General features: G+C 72.2%; 14 protein-coding genes. 6 read left to right on the plus strand and 8 right to left on the minus strand.

The window, feature by feature from the left end:
* A complete protein-coding gene (locus tag ACIBEA_RS19775) occupies positions 1-1491 on the plus strand; it encodes a glycoside hydrolase family 3 protein (RefSeq protein ID WP_399262555.1) in 1491 nt (496 codons plus the stop codon).
* Positions 1492-1568: 77 nt separating this feature from the next.
* On the opposite strand, the gene nagB is transcribed toward ACIBEA_RS19775, so the two are convergent.
* The gene (nagB, locus tag ACIBEA_RS19780; RefSeq protein WP_399262557.1) at positions 1569-2354 is read right to left on the minus strand and encodes a glucosamine-6-phosphate deaminase; all 786 of its coding nucleotides are present in this window, start codon (positions 2352-2354) and stop codon (positions 1569-1571) included.
* Positions 2355-2861: 507 nt separating this feature from the next.
* Here nagB and ACIBEA_RS19785 point away from each other — a divergent pair.
* Positions 2862-3908 (plus strand): SIS domain-containing protein, encoded by a 1047-nt coding sequence (locus ACIBEA_RS19785; protein WP_399262559.1) that lies wholly within the window; start codon positions 2862-2864, stop codon positions 3906-3908.
* Here ACIBEA_RS19785 and ACIBEA_RS19790 read toward each other — a convergent pair whose 3' ends face one another.
* Complete coding sequence (locus tag ACIBEA_RS19790) at positions 3909-4670, minus strand: SDR family oxidoreductase (protein WP_399262561.1); 762 nt, start codon at positions 4668-4670, stop codon at positions 3909-3911.
* Between the two features lie 82 nt (positions 4671-4752).
* Between ACIBEA_RS19790 and ACIBEA_RS19795 the strand changes: the two genes are divergently transcribed.
* Positions 4753-5367: a TetR/AcrR family transcriptional regulator gene (locus ACIBEA_RS19795; RefSeq protein WP_399262563.1), complete on the plus strand. Its 615-nt coding sequence runs from the start codon at positions 4753-4755 to the stop codon at positions 5365-5367.
* Between the two features lie 391 nt (positions 5368-5758).
* The gene (locus ACIBEA_RS19800; protein WP_399262976.1) at positions 5759-7228 is read left to right on the plus strand and encodes a sensor histidine kinase; all 1470 of its coding nucleotides are present in this window, start codon (positions 5759-5761) and stop codon (positions 7226-7228) included.
* A 181-nt stretch (positions 7229-7409) separates the two neighbouring features.
* Here ACIBEA_RS19800 and ACIBEA_RS19805 read toward each other — a convergent pair whose 3' ends face one another.
* Together ACIBEA_RS19805 and ACIBEA_RS19810 are read right to left on the minus strand one after the other, a co-directional pair.
* Positions 7410-7667 carry a WhiB family transcriptional regulator gene (locus ACIBEA_RS19805; RefSeq protein ID WP_004937597.1) on the minus strand — a complete coding sequence of 86 codons (258 nt, stop codon included), beginning with the start codon at positions 7665-7667 and terminating at the stop codon, positions 7410-7412.
* A gap of 319 nt (positions 7668-7986) precedes the next feature.
* Positions 7987-8955, minus strand: a complete 969-nt coding sequence (locus tag ACIBEA_RS19810; RefSeq protein WP_399262565.1) for a diacylglycerol/lipid kinase family protein — start codon at positions 8953-8955, stop codon at positions 7987-7989.
* 87 nt (positions 8956-9042) lie between these two features.
* On the opposite strand from ACIBEA_RS19810, the gene ACIBEA_RS19815 reads away from it, so the two are divergent.
* Entirely contained in the window at positions 9043-9477 is a 435-nt protein-coding gene (locus ACIBEA_RS19815; protein WP_399262567.1) for a hypothetical protein, read from the plus strand.
* 5 nt (positions 9478-9482) lie between these two features.
* On the opposite strand, the gene ACIBEA_RS19820 is transcribed toward ACIBEA_RS19815, so the two are convergent.
* The 3 genes from ACIBEA_RS19820 to ACIBEA_RS19830 all read right to left on the minus strand — a co-directional run bounded on the left by ACIBEA_RS19820 (position 9483) and on the right by ACIBEA_RS19830 (position 11505).
* Positions 9483-10619, minus strand: a complete 1137-nt coding sequence (locus tag ACIBEA_RS19820; protein ID WP_399262568.1) for an RNA polymerase sigma factor SigF — start codon at positions 10617-10619, stop codon at positions 9483-9485.
* Positions 10616-11029 (minus strand): anti-sigma regulatory factor, encoded by a 414-nt coding sequence (locus tag ACIBEA_RS19825; RefSeq protein ID WP_283448400.1) that lies wholly within the window; start codon positions 11027-11029, stop codon positions 10616-10618. The genes ACIBEA_RS19820 and ACIBEA_RS19825 overlap by 4 nt, the downstream gene beginning before the upstream one ends.
* A 215-nt stretch (positions 11030-11244) precedes the next feature.
* A complete protein-coding gene (locus tag ACIBEA_RS19830; RefSeq protein ID WP_399262570.1) occupies positions 11245-11505 on the minus strand; it encodes a UBP-type zinc finger domain-containing protein in 261 nt (86 codons plus the stop codon).
* Between the two features lie 55 nt (positions 11506-11560).
* On the opposite strand from ACIBEA_RS19830, the gene ACIBEA_RS19835 reads away from it, so the two are divergent.
* Positions 11561-13138: a Na+/H+ antiporter gene (locus ACIBEA_RS19835; protein ID WP_399262572.1), complete on the plus strand. Its 1578-nt coding sequence runs from the start codon at positions 11561-11563 to the stop codon at positions 13136-13138.
* Between the two features lie 341 nt (positions 13139-13479).
* Here ACIBEA_RS19835 and ACIBEA_RS19840 read toward each other — a convergent pair whose 3' ends face one another.
* A complete protein-coding gene (locus tag ACIBEA_RS19840; RefSeq protein WP_399262574.1) occupies positions 13480-14394 on the minus strand; it encodes a 1-aminocyclopropane-1-carboxylate deaminase/D-cysteine desulfhydrase in 915 nt (304 codons plus the stop codon).
* Positions 14395-14526: the final 132 nt, after the last annotated feature.

Below are 14526 nucleotides of genomic sequence, written 5' to 3' on the forward strand. Positions count from 1 at the left end.
ATGACTGTCCTCGCAGAACGCACCGACACGATCACCCGTGACGCCCTCGCGGTCCTCCAGCCCGGCTTCGAAGGCACCACCGCCCCCGCCTGGGTGCTGCGCCTGGTCGGCGAGGGCCTCGCCTCCGTGGGCCTGTTCGGCCGCAACATCGTCTCGGCCGAGCAGCTCAGCGCGCTCACCGCCCAGTTGCGGGCCGTGCGGGACGACGTACTCGTCGCGATCGACGAAGAGGGCGGTGACGTCACGCGCCTGGAGGTGCGGGGCGGTTCCTCCTTCCCCGGGAATCTGGCCCTCGGCGCCGTCGACGACACCGGGCTCACCCGCGACGTCGCCCGCGAGCTGGGCCGGCGCCTGGCCGAGTGCGGGGTCAACCTCAACTGGGCGCCGTCCGCGGACGTCAACTCCAACCCGGACAACCCGGTCATCGGCGTACGGTCCTTCGGCGCCGAGACCGACCTCGCGGCCCGGCACACCGCCGCCTACGTCGAGGGGCTCCAGGCCGCCGGAGTCGCCGCCTGCACCAAGCACTTCCCGGGGCACGGCGACACCAACGTGGACTCCCACCACGCGATGCCCCGCATCGACGCGGACCTCGACACCCTCTACGCCCGCGAACTGGTGCCCTTCAAGGCCGCCATCGCCGCCGGGACCAAGGCCGTGATGAGCGCGCACATCCTGGTGCCCGCGCTCGACCCGACCCGGCCCGCCACCCTGAGCCCGCAGATCCTCACCGGCCTGCTGCGCAAGGAACTCGGCTACGAGGGCCTGATCATCACCGACGGCATGGAGATGCAGGCCATCGCCGCCACCTACGGCATCGAGCGGGGCACCGTCCTCGCCATCGCGGCGGGCGCCGACGCCATCTGCGTCGGCGGCGGCCTCTGCGACGAGGCCACCGTGCTCGGCCTGCGCGACGCGCTCGTCGAGGCCGTCCGCGAGGGCGCTCTCCCGCAGGAGCGGCTCGCCGACGCCGCCGCCCGGGTGCGCGCCCTCGCCGCCTGGACCCGACAGGTCCGCGAAGCCGGAGCGCCGGGCGCGCAGCAGGAGGGGAGTGCGCCCGGCATCGGTCTCGAAGCGGCCCGCCGCGCCCTGCGCGTGAGCGGCACCCGGGCCCCCGTGACCGCGCCGTACGTCGCCACGCTCGCCCCCGCGCCGAACATGGCGGTGGGCGACGAGACCCCCTGGGGCGTGGCGGCGGCCCTGGCCGAGCTGCTCCCCGACACCGCCTCGGGCGAGTTCGGGGAGGACGCCCCGGTCGAGGAGATCCTGGCGGCGGCGGAAGCCCGTACGGTCGTCGCCGTGGTCCGCGACGCGCACCGGCACGGTTGGATGGCGACGGCCCTGGACGCGCTGGTCGCGGCCCGGCCCGACACGGTCGTCGTCGAGATGGGCCTGCCGCGGGAGCGTTCGCGCGGCGCGCTGTACATCGAGACGCACGGGGCCTCGCGGGTCTGCGGACAGGCAGCGGCGGAGGTCATCGCGGGGGCCTGACCATCCCCCGCGTACGCGGAAGGCCGGGCACCCGTCACGGGGGCGCCCGGCCTTTCGTGCGTTCACCTGCCCACGGGCTAGAGGCCCTGCCAGGCGGGCTTGTTGGCGAAGGTGTGGCGGAAGTAGTCGGCCAGCTTCAGCTTCGAGGCGGCGGCCTCGTCGACGATGACGGTCGCGTGCCGGTGCAGCTGCAGCGCGGAGGCCGGTACCAGCGCGGACAGGGGGCCCTCGACGGTCTGCGCGACCGCTTCGGCCTTGCCCTCGCCGGTGGCCAGCAGGACCAGGTGGCGGGCGTCCAGGATGGTGCCGATGCCCTGGGTGATGACGTGGTGGGGGACCTGGTCTATGTCGTTGTCGAAGAAGCGCGCGTTGTCGACGCGGGTCTGCTCCGTCAGCGTCTTGATCCGGGTGCGGGAGGCGAGGGAGGAGCAGGGCTCGTTGAAGCCGATGTGCCCGTCCGTGCCGATGCCGAGCAGCTGGAGGTCCACGCCGCCGGCCGCGGCGAGGGCGCGGTCGTACGCCTCGCAGGCGCCCACGATGTCCTCGGCCGAGCCGTCGGGGCCCATGAAGGAGGCCTCGGACAGGCCGAGCGGCTCGACGACCTCGCGCAGCACGACGGCGCGGTAGGACTCGGGGTGCCCGGCGGGGAGGCCGACGTACTCGTCGAGCTGGCAGATCCGGGCGCGGGAGGCGTCGACCTCACCGGCCTCGACCTTGGCCGCGAGGGCCTCGTAGATGGGCAGCGGGGTAGAGCCGGTCGCCACGCCGAGCAGTGCGTCGGCCTTGCGGCGGACGAGGGCCGCCATGGCCTCCGCGATGAGTTCTCCGCCTGCCCTGGCGTTCGGGACGATGACAACTTCCACGCTTTGCCTGCCGATCTGAGAAGGTACGTGTGGTATAGACCAATCTAGCAGAGCCGTGCCCTCCTGCCGCCTCCCATGGTGAGCCGTTTCTCCCCACCCGTCCTGCGCAACGGGGCCCGTTCCGGCCCCGCCGGCGTGCGAGGCGTGCCCCCTCCGGCGCCGCCGGCCCACTCCAGCCCCGCCGCCATCCAAGGGGCCGCGGCCAGTCCAGCGTCGCCGGCGTTTGAGGCGGTTGCGACCGCTGGTCCACTCCTGCGCCGCCGGCCCACTCCAGCCTCGCCGGCGTTTGAGGCGCCGCCGGAGGCAACGGGAGCCGCGCGGCGATCGACCCTCGGGCGGATGGGGCACGTCCCGGCCGGTGGGTGCCTCCGGCGGCGCCTCAAACGCCGGCGAGGCCGAATTGGTGGCCCGGCGGGGCTGAAATGGCGGCGGGGCCGAATCGGGGGTCGGTGGGGCTGAATCGGGGCCCGGCGGGCCCCGGCGGGCCGGGAGGGGGAGACTGGGGGGATGGAACGACCCGGGACGATGATGGCCGCCGAGATCGGCCAGCAGCCCGAGACCTGGCAACGCATCCTCACCCACGCCGCCACCCCGATCCGCGAAACCGCCCGGGCCATCGCCGCGCAGCGCCCCCGCTTCGTGCTGCTCGCCGCCCGCGGCAGCTCCGACCACGCCGCGCTCTACGCGAAGTACCTCCTGGAGGTCGACCACGGCCTGCCCTGCGGGCTGAGCTCGATGTCCACGGTCACCGCCTACGGCTCCCGCCCCCGCCTCGACGGGGTGCTGGTCATCGCCATCAGCCAGTCCGGCAGCTCACCCGACCTGATCGCCTCCGCCCTCGCCGCCCGCGCCGCCGGCGCCGTGACCCTGGCCGTCACCAACAACCCCGACTCCGGGCTCGCCGCCGTCTGCGAGCACCGCATCGACGTACTGGCCGGCCCGGAGAAGGCGCTGCCCGCGACCAAGTCGTACACCGCCTCCCTCCTCGCCCTGTACCTCTTCAGCGAGGCCCTGCGCGAGGCGGACGGCGTCCCGGCGGCCCGCGGGCTGCCCGCGCTCGCCGAGGAGGTGCTGGCCCGGCGCGAGGAGGTGCGCACCCTGGCCGCCCGGTACCGCTTCGCCGAGCGGATGGTCGTCACCTCGCGCGGATTCGGTTACCCGACCGCCCGGGAGGCCGCCTTCAAGCTGATGGAGACGACGTACATCGCCGCCCTCGCCTACTCCGGCGCCGACCTGCTGCACGGTCCGCTCGCCATGGTCGACAACATCTTCCCGGTGATCGCGGTGGTCCCCGACGGCCGCGGCGGCGAGGCCCTGCAACCGGTTCTGGACCGGCTGCGCGGGCGCGGCGCCGACCTTTGCGTGATCGGTTCCCCGGCCCGGGTCGCCGTCGCCACCAGTGGATTCGCACTGCCCGGCGACGGCGTCCCGGAGGCCCTCCAGCCGCTGCTGGAGATCCTGCCGCTCCAGTTGCTGGCCCATGAGGTGACCATCGCCCGGGGCCAGGACCCGGACGCCCCGCGCGCCCTGGCGAAGGTCACCGAGACCCACTAGCTACAGCAGCGCCAGCTGGAGACCGCCCGTCGCGTTCAGGTGCTGGCCGGTGACCCAGCGGGAGTCCGCCGAGGCCAGGAAGGCCACCACGTCGGCGATCTCCGCCGCCGTGCCCACCCGGTCGAAGACGGAGCGGGAGGCCGCGTGCGCCCGGGCCGCCGGATCGGCGAGCCAGGCCGCGTTCAGGTCGGTCTCGGTGATCCCGGGACCCACCGAGTTCACGGTGATGCCGCGTGGCGCGAGGTGCGCGGCCAGCGAGCGGGTCAGCGCGTTCACGGCGCCCTTGGCGGTGATCGTGGCCAAGATGGCCGGCAGCGCGATGTCCGGGGTGCCCGTCACGTTCACGATCCGACCGCCGTCGCGCAGCCGCTCCAGCCCGTGCTTGATGACGAAGAACGGCGCCTTCGCATTGACCGCCTGGACCCGGTCCCAGGTCTCCTCGTCGGTGTCCTCGATCCCCGCGAAGGTGGCGGCCCCCGCGTTGTTGACCAGGATGTCGACGCCCTCGGTGTGCTCCGGATGCGCGTCGTACGCCGCCCAGAGCGCCTGCGCGTCGCCCGGCACCCCGAATTCCGCGCCGATGGCGAAGGCCCGACCGCCCGCCGCCGTGATCGTGGCGACCGTCTCCGCGGCCGCGTCCCCGTCGTGTCCGTAGTGCACGGCCACGAGCGCCCCGTCCCGGGCCAGCCGCTGCGCCACCGCCCGTCCGATCCCCCGACTACCGCCCGTGACCAGCGCCGTCCTACCTTCGAGCACGCCCATGGGTGCCCCCCTCCACAATCGCTAGTGGTCGCTACAGAAAGGACCGTATCAGATTCCCTAGCGCCCGCTATAGAATCGACCCATGGTGACCGGACAGCGCGGCAGGCCCCGCTCCTTCGACCGCGACGAAGCCCTCGACAAGGCGATGTTCGCCTTCTGGGAGCGCGGCTACGAGGCGACCTCCATCGCGGACCTGACCCGCGCCCTCGGAATCGGCGCGCCCAGTCTCTACGCGGCCTTCGGCGACAAGCGCAAGCTCTTCGACGAGGTCGTGGTGGTCTACGGCAACCGGTACGCGGACTTCGCGGCGGTGGCCCTGGGCGAGGAGCCCACGGCCCGCGCGGCCGTGGCGCGGATCCTGCACGAGGCCGCCGAGGTCTACACCGACCCGGCCCACCCGCCGGGCTGCATGGTGATCAGCGCGGCCGTCAACACCACCGCCGACGAGGTGGCCGAAGCGCTGCGGGTGAGGCGCGAGGCCAACCTGACGTTGTTCGAGAGCCGGATCCGGGCGGACGTCGCCACCGGGACGCTGGCCGCGGACACCGACGCGCGGGCGCTGGCGCGGTACAGCGGGGCGGTGCTCCAGGGGATGTCGCAGCAGTCGCGCGACGGGGCGACCCGGGCCGAGCTGGAAGCGGTGGCGGCCCTCGCGATGGCGGCCTGGCCGGAGGAATCCTCGACATCCGGCGCGTGACACTCCGCGCGTGCCGTTCCGCGCGTGACATTCCGCGCGTGACATTCCTCTGGGCCACGGTGCCGGGACGGGACCCTCAGCCCGTCCGGCACCGCAGCCCGGAGTACTTACGGCCGGTCGGGTGTGCGGTGCCCGGCGGCCGGTGGGAGGTGCCGACGCGGTCAGGGCAGAACGCGCGGCTTACCTCGATCCGTCCTCCTGTGCGGGGAGGGCGGAAGCTCTTCGGCAATTGTGGACTAGACCATTCTGTTCTGTCCATCCAATGGCGGGTCCTCGGATCCCGTCACTTCCTCCAACATTACGCGGAGTCGACCGCTCCTGGGTACTCCTGGGTAATCCCGGTGGGGAAAGTCATGGCCCGAGCCCGGGGTACCCTCGCAGCGTGCCCTCCATGAACGACCTCGTACGCCAGCACACCGCTCTCAGTGAAACCGACCTGGAGTGGCTCCATCTGCTGGTCTCGGAGTGGCAGCTGCTCTCCGACCTCTCCTTTGCGGACCTGGTCCTGTGGGTCCCCACCCTGGACGGCGCCCGCTACGTCTCGGTCGCCCAGATGCGCCCGAACACCGGCCCCACCTCGTACCAGGACGACATGGTCGGCCACCTGGTGCCGCGCGGCCGCCGCCCGCTGCTGGACGCGGCCCTCGACGAGGGCCGGATCGTGCGCGAGGGCGACCCGGAGTGGCGCGAGGAGGTGCCGGTCCGCGTCGAGTCGATCCCGGTCCGGCGCGAGGGCCGCGTCCTCGGCGTGATCGCCCGCAACACCAACCTGCTCACTGTGCGTACACCGAGCCGGCTGGAGCTGACCTACCTCCAGTCCGCCTCCGACCTCGCGCAGATGATCGCGGCGGGCTCCTTCCCCTTCCCGGGGCAGCAGGTCGACATGGACGCCTCGCCCCGGGTCGGCGACGGTCTGATCCGGCTCGACGCGGAGGGCGTGGTGACGTACGCGTCCCCCAACGCCCTGTCGGCCTATCACCGGCTCGGTCTCGCCTCCGACCTGGTGGGCCAGCACCTGGGCAACACCACGGCCGAACTCGCCCCCTCCCGGGGCCCGGTGGACGAGGCCCTGGTCAAGCTGGCCAGCGGCTGGGCCCCGCGCGAGACCGAGGTCGAGGGCAGCACCGGGGTCATCCAGCTGCGCGCCATCCCGCTCAAGCCCAAGGGCACCCGGATCGGCTCGCTGGTCCTGTGCCGCGACGTCACCGAACTGCGCCGTCGCGAACGGGAATTGATCACGAAGGACGCGACCATCCGGGAGATCCACCACCGGGTGAAGAACAACCTGCAGACGGTGGCCGCGCTGCTGCGGTTGCAGGCCCGCCGGATGGATTCCGCGCAGGGGCGCGAGGCGCTCAACGAGGCGGTGCGCCGGGTCGGTTCGATCGCGATCGTCCACGAGACGCTGTCTCAGAACCTGGACGAGCGGGTCGAGTTCGACGAGATCGCCGACCGCGTCATCGCGATGGTCGCGGAGATCTCCCCGGGCAACGTGGCCTGCCGCCGCACGGGCCGCTTCGGCATCCTGGACGCCGAAGTGGCGACGCCGCTGTCCATGGTGCTGACGGAAATCCTCCAGAACGCACTGGAACACGCCTTCGTCCAGGGCGAGGGCGGCACCGTCGAGGTGACCGCGCTGCGCAGCGGCAGCCGTCGCGACGACGCGCGCCTACTGATCACCGTGCTCGACGACGGGTGCGGTCTGCCCGAGGGCTTCGACCCCCAGCGGGCCGGCAATCTCGGACTGCAGATCGTACGGACCCTGGTCGAGGGCGAGCTCGGCGGCACCTTCGACATGGTGGCGGGGGAGACGCGCGGCACCAAGGTCGTCCTGGACATACCGGCCAGCCCGCAGAAGTGACCCGTCACACTGCGTGACCAGAACCTTCATGTGACCGTGAGTGACCGGGATGTGGGGTCGATCGCGCGGGGCACAGCACTGAGCCCCGGACCGATTGGTTATCGGTCCGGGGCTCAAGAGCATGGTGCTGAGCGCTGATGCGGGGTACTACGCGCTGCGGCTCGAGGCTCGAAAGTCGAAATCAGGCGGTTGCGTTGCGCGCCCGGTTGCGAGCGGCGCGGCGCTTCATCGCGCGGCGCTCGTCCTCGCTGAGACCGCCCCAGACGCCGGAGTCCTGACCGGACTCGAGCGCCCACTGCAGGCACTGCTCCATGACGGGGCAACGGCGGCAGACGGCCTTGGCTTCCTCGATCTGCAGCAGCGCAGGACCGGTGTTGCCGATGGGGAAGAAGAGCTCGGGGTCTTCTTCGCGGCAAACGGCGTTGTGACGCCAGTCCATGGCTGCTCCATCTCCTTGTATTGCGGGCAGGTTGCTTGTGAATGTGAACGCTTTCACGAATCCCCTGATGGGGGAAGGGCCGACGCCCAGTTTCCTGGTGCGGTCCGTGTTTCGTGGAGGGGTTCTGGCGATCTGTGTGGGTGCCGGGTTCTGCGGGCTGTCCCGATCGCCATGTAGAGATTCGCAAACCTCGGACGGGGATACAACCCCTTCCGGAAAGTTTTTTTGGATTCGTCGGTGTCTAGTAGGTCACAGCCGTACTTCCTAGGGGTGGACCGACGTTAAAACGTTCGAGTGGAAGGACTTTCGGCCCTTCTACTCACACAATCACACGCAGTGCACGGCGTACGCCTGTGAACCGAACGCTGGTGCGCAGACCGAGGTGGTCTCCGTCCATCTGGAAGGGGAGCGGGACCTTCGAATGCAAGGTGAAGTCGGTCAGATCGTGCAGGGACACCGCGTGCTTCCCGTGCGGACCCCGCTCAGGAGTCGAGGTCAGGAGCTGTGTCGCGTAGCGAGCGACCGACGGAGTTGACAAACGGTCGAGTGCGAGTACGTCAAGCGCAGTATCGAAAGACGCCTCCGGGGAGGCATAGAGGGGCCGATTGCCCAGATACGTCCAGGGTGAGGTGTTGCACACTATCGACAGCACCAGGTCCGTCACGGGATCCGCGCCGGGGCGCTCCAGCGTGACCGTGCCGTGCCGCCGGTTCGGTTCCTCGAAGAATTGGCGCAGGAGCTGTCGTACATACAGGGCATGCGTCGAACGCTTGCCGCGCTCCCGCTGCTGTTCCACCCGGCCGACGACGCCCGCGTCGAAGCCGAATCCCGCACAGAACGTGAACCAGCGGGCCGGCACCGATTCGTCCTCCGTGCCCGGCGCACCCTCCGCCAGACCCAGGCCGACCGTCCGCTCCCGGCGCTCGCGCAGCGCGTCCAGCAACGCGCCGGTCGCCTCGACCGCGTCGTTGGGCAGGCCCAGGGCGCGGGCGAAGACGTTCGTGGAGCCGCCCGGCACCACGGCCAGTCGGGGCAGGGAGTCCGGATTCGGCCCGTTGTGCAGCAGTCCGTTGACCACCTCGTTGACCGTGCCGTCGCCGCCCAGGGCCACCACGAGGTCGATGTCGTCGCTCTCGGCGGCCTGCCGTCCCAGGTCCCGGGCGTGCCCGCGGTACTCGGTGGTGATCGCCTCCAGCTTCATCTCGCTGGCGAGGGCGTGGGTCAAGACGTCACGCGTGCGCGCACTGGTGGTCGTCGCTGCTGGGTTGGCCACGAGAAGTGCACGCATGAGCAGCAGACTACCCACCCCCAGTAATGCTCACCGCACTGCCCGGTCGGGACCGTCAGGTCGGGGGCCCGCGGCTACCCTGCTGGGGTGAGTACGAAGCAGAGCCCCACCCCCGGACCGTCCGCCGCCACCCCGGCCGGCCGGCTGACCGCCGCCGCCGCGCTCACCGCGCTGGAGGGCCTGGCCCTGGCCGGGCTCGGTGTCTACATGCTGTTCGTGGGCATCGCCGGGAACCCGGACTCCCCGCAACAGGCCGAGACCGGCGGGATCACCCTGTTGGCGCTCGCCGCGCTGCCGCTGATCGCGGCGCGGGGGCTGCGCCTGGGCCGCCGCTGGAGCCGCGGCCCGGCGCTGATCACCCAGCTGATGGCGCTGCCGGTGGCGTGGACGCTGTTCAACACCGGGGGCGCGATGATGGCCGCCGGGATCGCGCTGGTGCTGACGGCGGTGGCCGTCGTCGCCCTGCTGGTCCACCCGGCGACGACGCAGGCCCTGGGCATCGGGCCGCGCGACGCCGCCTGAGCGTCCTACTCCTCGACGAGGAGCTTCTCCCGGAGCTGGGCCAGGGTGCGGGCCAACAGCCGGGACACGTGCATCTGCGAGATGCCGACCTCCTGCGCGATCTGCGACTGGGTCATGTTGCCGAAGAACCGCAGCAGCAGGATCCGCTTCTCCCGCGGCGGCAGCCCCTCCAGGAGCGGCTTGAGGGACTCGCGGTACTCGACGCCCTCCAGCGCCTCGTCCTCCGAGCCCAGCGTGTCGGCGACCGCCGGGGACTCGTCGTCCGTGTCCGGGACGTCGAGCGAGAGGGTGCTGTAGGCGTTGGCCGACTCCAGGCCCTCCAGCACGTCCTCCTCGGAGATCCCGAGGCGCTCCGCCAGTTCGTGCACGGTGGGCGAGCGCTGGTGTTGCTGCGAGAGCTCCGCGGTGGCCGTGGTCAGGGCCAGGCGCAGCTCCTGGAGGCGCCGGGGGACCCGTACCGCCCAGCCCTTGTCGCGGAAGTGCCGCTTGATCTCGCCGACCACCGTCGGGGTGGCGTACGTCGAGAACTCGACCCCGCGCTCGGGGTCGAAGCGGTCCACCGACTTGATCAGGCCGATCGTCGCCACCTGGGTCAGGTCGTCCAGCGGCTCCCCGCGGTTGCGGAAGCGCCGCGCCAGGTGCTCGACCAGGGGCAGGTGCATCCGGACCAGCCGGTTGCGCAGCTCCGCCCGCTCCGGGGAACCCTCCGGGAGGGTGCGGAGTTGGACGAAGAGGGCCCGGGCGGCACTGCGGTCGCGCGGGTCGCGCGTGTCGCGGACCTCCCGCACCTCCTCGGGCTCCGTCACGATGTCGGAGGCCAGGACGGCGGCGGCCACGGCCGCCGCCGCGGCGTCCGCGTCCGCCGCCGCGTCCGGATCCGTCTGCGCCGTCACGCCGTCCGTGACGCCGTCCGCGGCGGCCTCCAGGGGCCGGTCGTCCCGTGGCCCGTCGTGCTGTGGCTCGTCCTGCTGGGTCTCGCTCATGGGGCCCGCCCGTCGCTCCGCCGAGTCCGAAAAGCCGTCTTCCGCATCCGCCTCGGCCGGGTGCGGCCGGGCGTTGTGCTGCTCCGGGATGCCGCCGTCGACCTCATGTCGTACTCGGGGCCGTTCCCCGCCCCGTACCGGGGTCTCCCCGCCGCTCACGCCGGGCCTGGTCCCGCGCCGCGCTGTTTGTAGAGACTGATGCTGACCGTGCGGTCCTCCTCGACCGTGGCCTCGACCTTGCCGGCCAAGGCCGACAGCACCGTCCAGGCGAACGTGTCGCGCTCCGGCGCACGTCCGTCCGTGGTCGGCGCCGAGACGGTCACCTCCAGCGAGCCTTCCACCAAGCGGAAGACGCAGCTGAGGACGGATCCTGGCACGGCCTGCTGGAGCAGGATCGCGCAGGCTTCGTCCACCGCGATGCGGAGGTCCTCGATCTCGTCGAGGGTGAAGTCCAAACGTGCTGCGAGTCCGGCCGTGGCCGTACGCAGCACCGACAGGTAGGCACCCGCAGCCGGCAGCCGGACTTCCACGAAGTCCTGGGTCCCGGGCTCGCCTGCGATCTGGGACACCCTCACCTCCAAGGTGGTACGAGCTGTGTTCGCCGGTGACGCTATCGCGATCCGGGCGATCGTGTCGCGGCACCCCTCACGGACCGACGGCAGTGCACCCTCGGAACGCCCCCGCCCACGGCCAGTGACTGATGGTAGGTCAACAGGTACGCACAGTGGCTAGGGGTCTGCGGGCCCAAATCGGGGGAACCGGCAGAGGGTTGACCTACCCCTCCTCAGACGATCGAACCGTCGACGAAACACCAGCGCCAGCTCTCGCCCGGTTCGAAGCTGCGCATCACCGGATGCCCGGTCTTCTCGTGGTGCGCCGTCGCGTGCCGGTGCGGCGAGGAGTCGCAGCAGGCCACGTTGCCGCACTCCAGGCACAGCCGAAGCTGGACCGGATGACTGCCCAGTGCCTCGCATTCGGGACAGGTGGGGGCAAGCGGGACGGGCTCGGGGCGCGGCAGTTCGGGAACGTGGGTGCACTCGCTCATGATGGCCAGCGTACGACGACGGTGCGGGCGCGCGACGACTCAGAATGGATCTTCGATGGAGGTATTGCCGCTGGTGGCACTGGTGGCGGGGAGCGCCGCCGTTGCAGGGCTGGCCCGCCGGACCCCGATCCCGGCGCCGCTGCTGCTCGTCGCCGCGGGGTTGATCGCCGCGTACGTCCCGGGCGTGCCGTCCTACGCCCTCGATCCGCACATCGTGCTGCCGCTGCTGCTCCCGCCACTGCTGCACACCGCCGCCGTGGACAGCTCGTACCTGGACCTGCGGGCCAATCTGCGGCCGGTCGCGCTGCTCTCGGTGGGCTACGTGCTCTTCGCGACGGTAGCGGTGGGGTACGCCGTCTACTTGGTCGTACCGGACCTCTCGCTGCCGGTGGCGCTGGTGCTGGGCGCGGTGATCGCGCCTCCGGACGCGGTGGCGGCCACTGCGATCGCGCGCCGGCTCGGTCTGCCCAACCGGGTGACGACCATCCTCCAGGGGGAGTCCCTGGTCAACGACGCCACCGCGATCACCGCCTACAAGGTGGCGCTGGCCGCGGTGGTCGGCGTCGGCGCGGGCTGGTCGGAGGGCATCACGGAATTCCTGCTGGCCTCGGTCGGCGGGGTCGGCGTCGGCCTGGTGCTGATGGTGCCGATCCACCACCTGCGCACCCGGCTGCGGGAACCGCTGCTGCAGAACACGCTGTCGCTGCTGATCCCCTTCGTGGCGTACGCGGCGGCCGAGCGGGTGCACGCCTCCGGAGTGCTGGCCGTGGTGGTCGTCGGCCTGTACCTGGGGCACCGGAACTGGCAGGTCGACTTCGCCACCCGGCTCCAGGAGGAGGCGGTGTGGCGGGTGGTCGCCTTCGTGCTGGAGTCGGTGGTCTTCGCGCTGATCGGGCTCCAGCTGCCGGTGGTCCTGAAGGGGCTGGCGCAGTACGAGGGCGCGGCGGCGGCCTGGTACGCGGTGTTCGTCTTCCTGGTGGTGGTCCTCGCGCGGTTCGCCTGGGTGTTCCCCGCCACCTTCCTGCCGCGCATGCTGTCGGGGCGGATCCGGGGCCGGGAGACGGACACGAACTGGAAGGCGCCGGTGGTCGTGGGGTGGGCCGGGATGCGGGGGGTGGTGTCGCTGGCCATCGCGTTCTCCGTGCCGATCTCGGTGCCGCACCGGAACCTGATCCTGTTCCTGACCTTCACGACGGTGATCGCCACCCTGGTGGTCCAGGGGCTGACGCTGCCGCCGCTGATCCGGCTGCTGCGGCTGCCGCCGCGGGACGCGCACGCGGAGACCCTGGCCGAGGCACAGGCCCAGAGCGAGGCCTCGCGGGCGGCGGAGGAGCGCCTCGCCGAGCTGCTGGCCGAGCCGTCGAACGCGTTGCCGCCGCCGCTGGCCGAACGGTTGCGGACGGTGCTGGAGCGGCGGCGCAATGCGGTGTGGGAGCGGTTGGGCGAGGTCAACGCCGTGACGGGGGAGTCGGCGGACGACGTCTACCGGCGGTTGGCGCGGGAGATGATCGCAGCCGAGCGGGAGGTCTTCGTGACCCTGCGCGACCTGCGTCGTATCGACGACGAGATGCTCCGTGCGTTGCTGCGTCGGCTGGACCTGGAGGAAGCGGCGGCCTACCGCGAGGAGGCCTAGCCAGGCCCCGCGTCCTCAACCGCCGGACGGGCTGGATCGGCCCCGCGCGGCCGGGCCGCCCCCCGTGCCGGCTCTGCCTCCGGCGGGTCCTCAAACGCCGGACGGGCTGATTCGGACCGGGAGTCGGTGGGGTTGCCTCCGGCGGGTCCTCAAACGCCGGACGGGCTGAAGTGGGGACCCTCGGCGGAGGCGTTCGGCGCCGGCCCGGGCCGGGCCGGATCCAGCCCGTCCGGCGATTGAGGACCCGCCGGAGGCGATCCGGGCCGGGTCCGATTCAGCCCGCCCGGGGGGACAGGCTCGATCCAGCCCGTCCGGCGATTGAGGACATCGCCGGGGCGGGGTCAGGGGTGGCCGGTGATGACGGCCGTCAGGCGGGTGGTCGGGGGGAAGGTGCCGCCGGGGAGGAGATGGGTCAGGGCCCACAGGAGCTTCGCCACGTACACCCGCTCGACCGGCACCCCGTGCCGCCCCTCGAAGTCCGCCGCGAAGTCCTCCAGCTCGGCCGGCACCTTCGCGTACCCCCCGTGGTGGTAGTCCTCGGCCAGGCTCCACACCCCCCGCGGCCCCCCGTACGCCGCCGCCTGCAAGGAACGTATCTCCGCCGCCAGGAACCCGCCCCGCAACACCGGCACACCCAGCGCCCGCTGCCCGGCGCCGAGTCCGGCCGCGAGCCCCGCCAGGGTCCCGCCCGTGCCGCACGCCACGGCCGCCACGTCCGTCAGCCCCCGCAGCTCGCCGCCCAGCTCGGCGCAGCCCGCCAGGGCGAGGGCGTTGCTGCCGCCTTCGGGGACGACGTACGCCCCCGCCGCACCGGCATCGGCCAGCAGCCCGGCCAGCACCTGCGGCTCCGCCTTGCGCCGGTACGCCGACCGGGGCACGAAGTGCAGCCGCATGCCGTCCGCCGCGCACCGGGCCAGGGAGGGGTTCAGGGGGCGGTCGGCCAGTTCGTCACCGCGGACCACGCCGACCGTCGACATCCCGACGAGCCGCCCCGCGGCGGCGGTGGCCCGCAGGTGGTTCGAGTAGGCCCCGCCGAAGGTCACGAGGGACGCGTACCCCCCGGCCAGCGCGGCCCGCAGGTTCGGCGCGAGCTTGCGCCACTTGTTGCCGGGGAGCTCGGGATGGACCAGGTCGTCCCGCTTCAGGAGCAGCCGTACGCCGTACCGCTCGAACCGGTCGTCGCACACCTCGACCAGCGGCGACGGCGGTCGGGCCCGCAGGAGGTCGGCGGGGTCGGGGTCGACTGGGTGGCTCACCCACCCATTGTGTGCGGCGCGGCCGGGGGGGGGGGCGGGGGGCCCCCCCCCCGCCCGGGGATTTGAGGTGGTGCGGGTGGCGGGGCCCCAACGAACGCCAAGTGTACCCCAGAGGGGGGCTATTTGCCCGCG

Source organism: Streptomyces sp. NPDC051555 (assembly GCF_044454405.1).
Lineage (GTDB): Bacteria > Actinomycetota > Actinomycetes > Streptomycetales > Streptomycetaceae > Streptomyces.

What these genes read in the sequence shown, in the direction of transcription:
- ACIBEA_RS19775 (WP_399262555.1), top strand. Translation starts at nt 1, where the DNA reads ATGACTGTCCTCGCAGAACGCACCGACACGATCACCCGTGACGCCCTC.
- ACIBEA_RS19835 (WP_399262572.1), top strand. Translation starts at nt 11,561, where the DNA reads ATGGAGGTATTGCCGCTGGTGGCACTGGTGGCGGGGAGCGCCGCCGTT.
- ACIBEA_RS19790 (WP_399262561.1), bottom strand. Translation starts at nt 4,670, where the DNA reads ATGGGCGTGCTCGAAGGTAGGACGGCGCTGGTCACGGGCGGTAGTCGG.
- ACIBEA_RS19795 (WP_399262563.1), top strand. Translation starts at nt 4,753, where the DNA reads ATGGTGACCGGACAGCGCGGCAGGCCCCGCTCCTTCGACCGCGACGAA.
- ACIBEA_RS19800 (WP_399262976.1), top strand. Translation starts at nt 5,759, where the DNA reads ATGAACGACCTCGTACGCCAGCACACCGCTCTCAGTGAAACCGACCTG.
- ACIBEA_RS19805 (WP_004937597.1), bottom strand. Translation starts at nt 7,667, where the DNA reads ATGGACTGGCGTCACAACGCCGTTTGCCGCGAAGAAGACCCCGAGCTC.
- ACIBEA_RS19830 (WP_399262570.1), bottom strand. Translation starts at nt 11,505, where the DNA reads ATGAGCGAGTGCACCCACGTTCCCGAACTGCCGCGCCCCGAGCCCGTC.
- ACIBEA_RS19785 (WP_399262559.1), top strand. Translation starts at nt 2,862, where the DNA reads ATGGAACGACCCGGGACGATGATGGCCGCCGAGATCGGCCAGCAGCCC.
- ACIBEA_RS19810 (WP_399262565.1), bottom strand. Translation starts at nt 8,955, where the DNA reads ATGCGTGCACTTCTCGTGGCCAACCCAGCAGCGACGACCACCAGTGCG.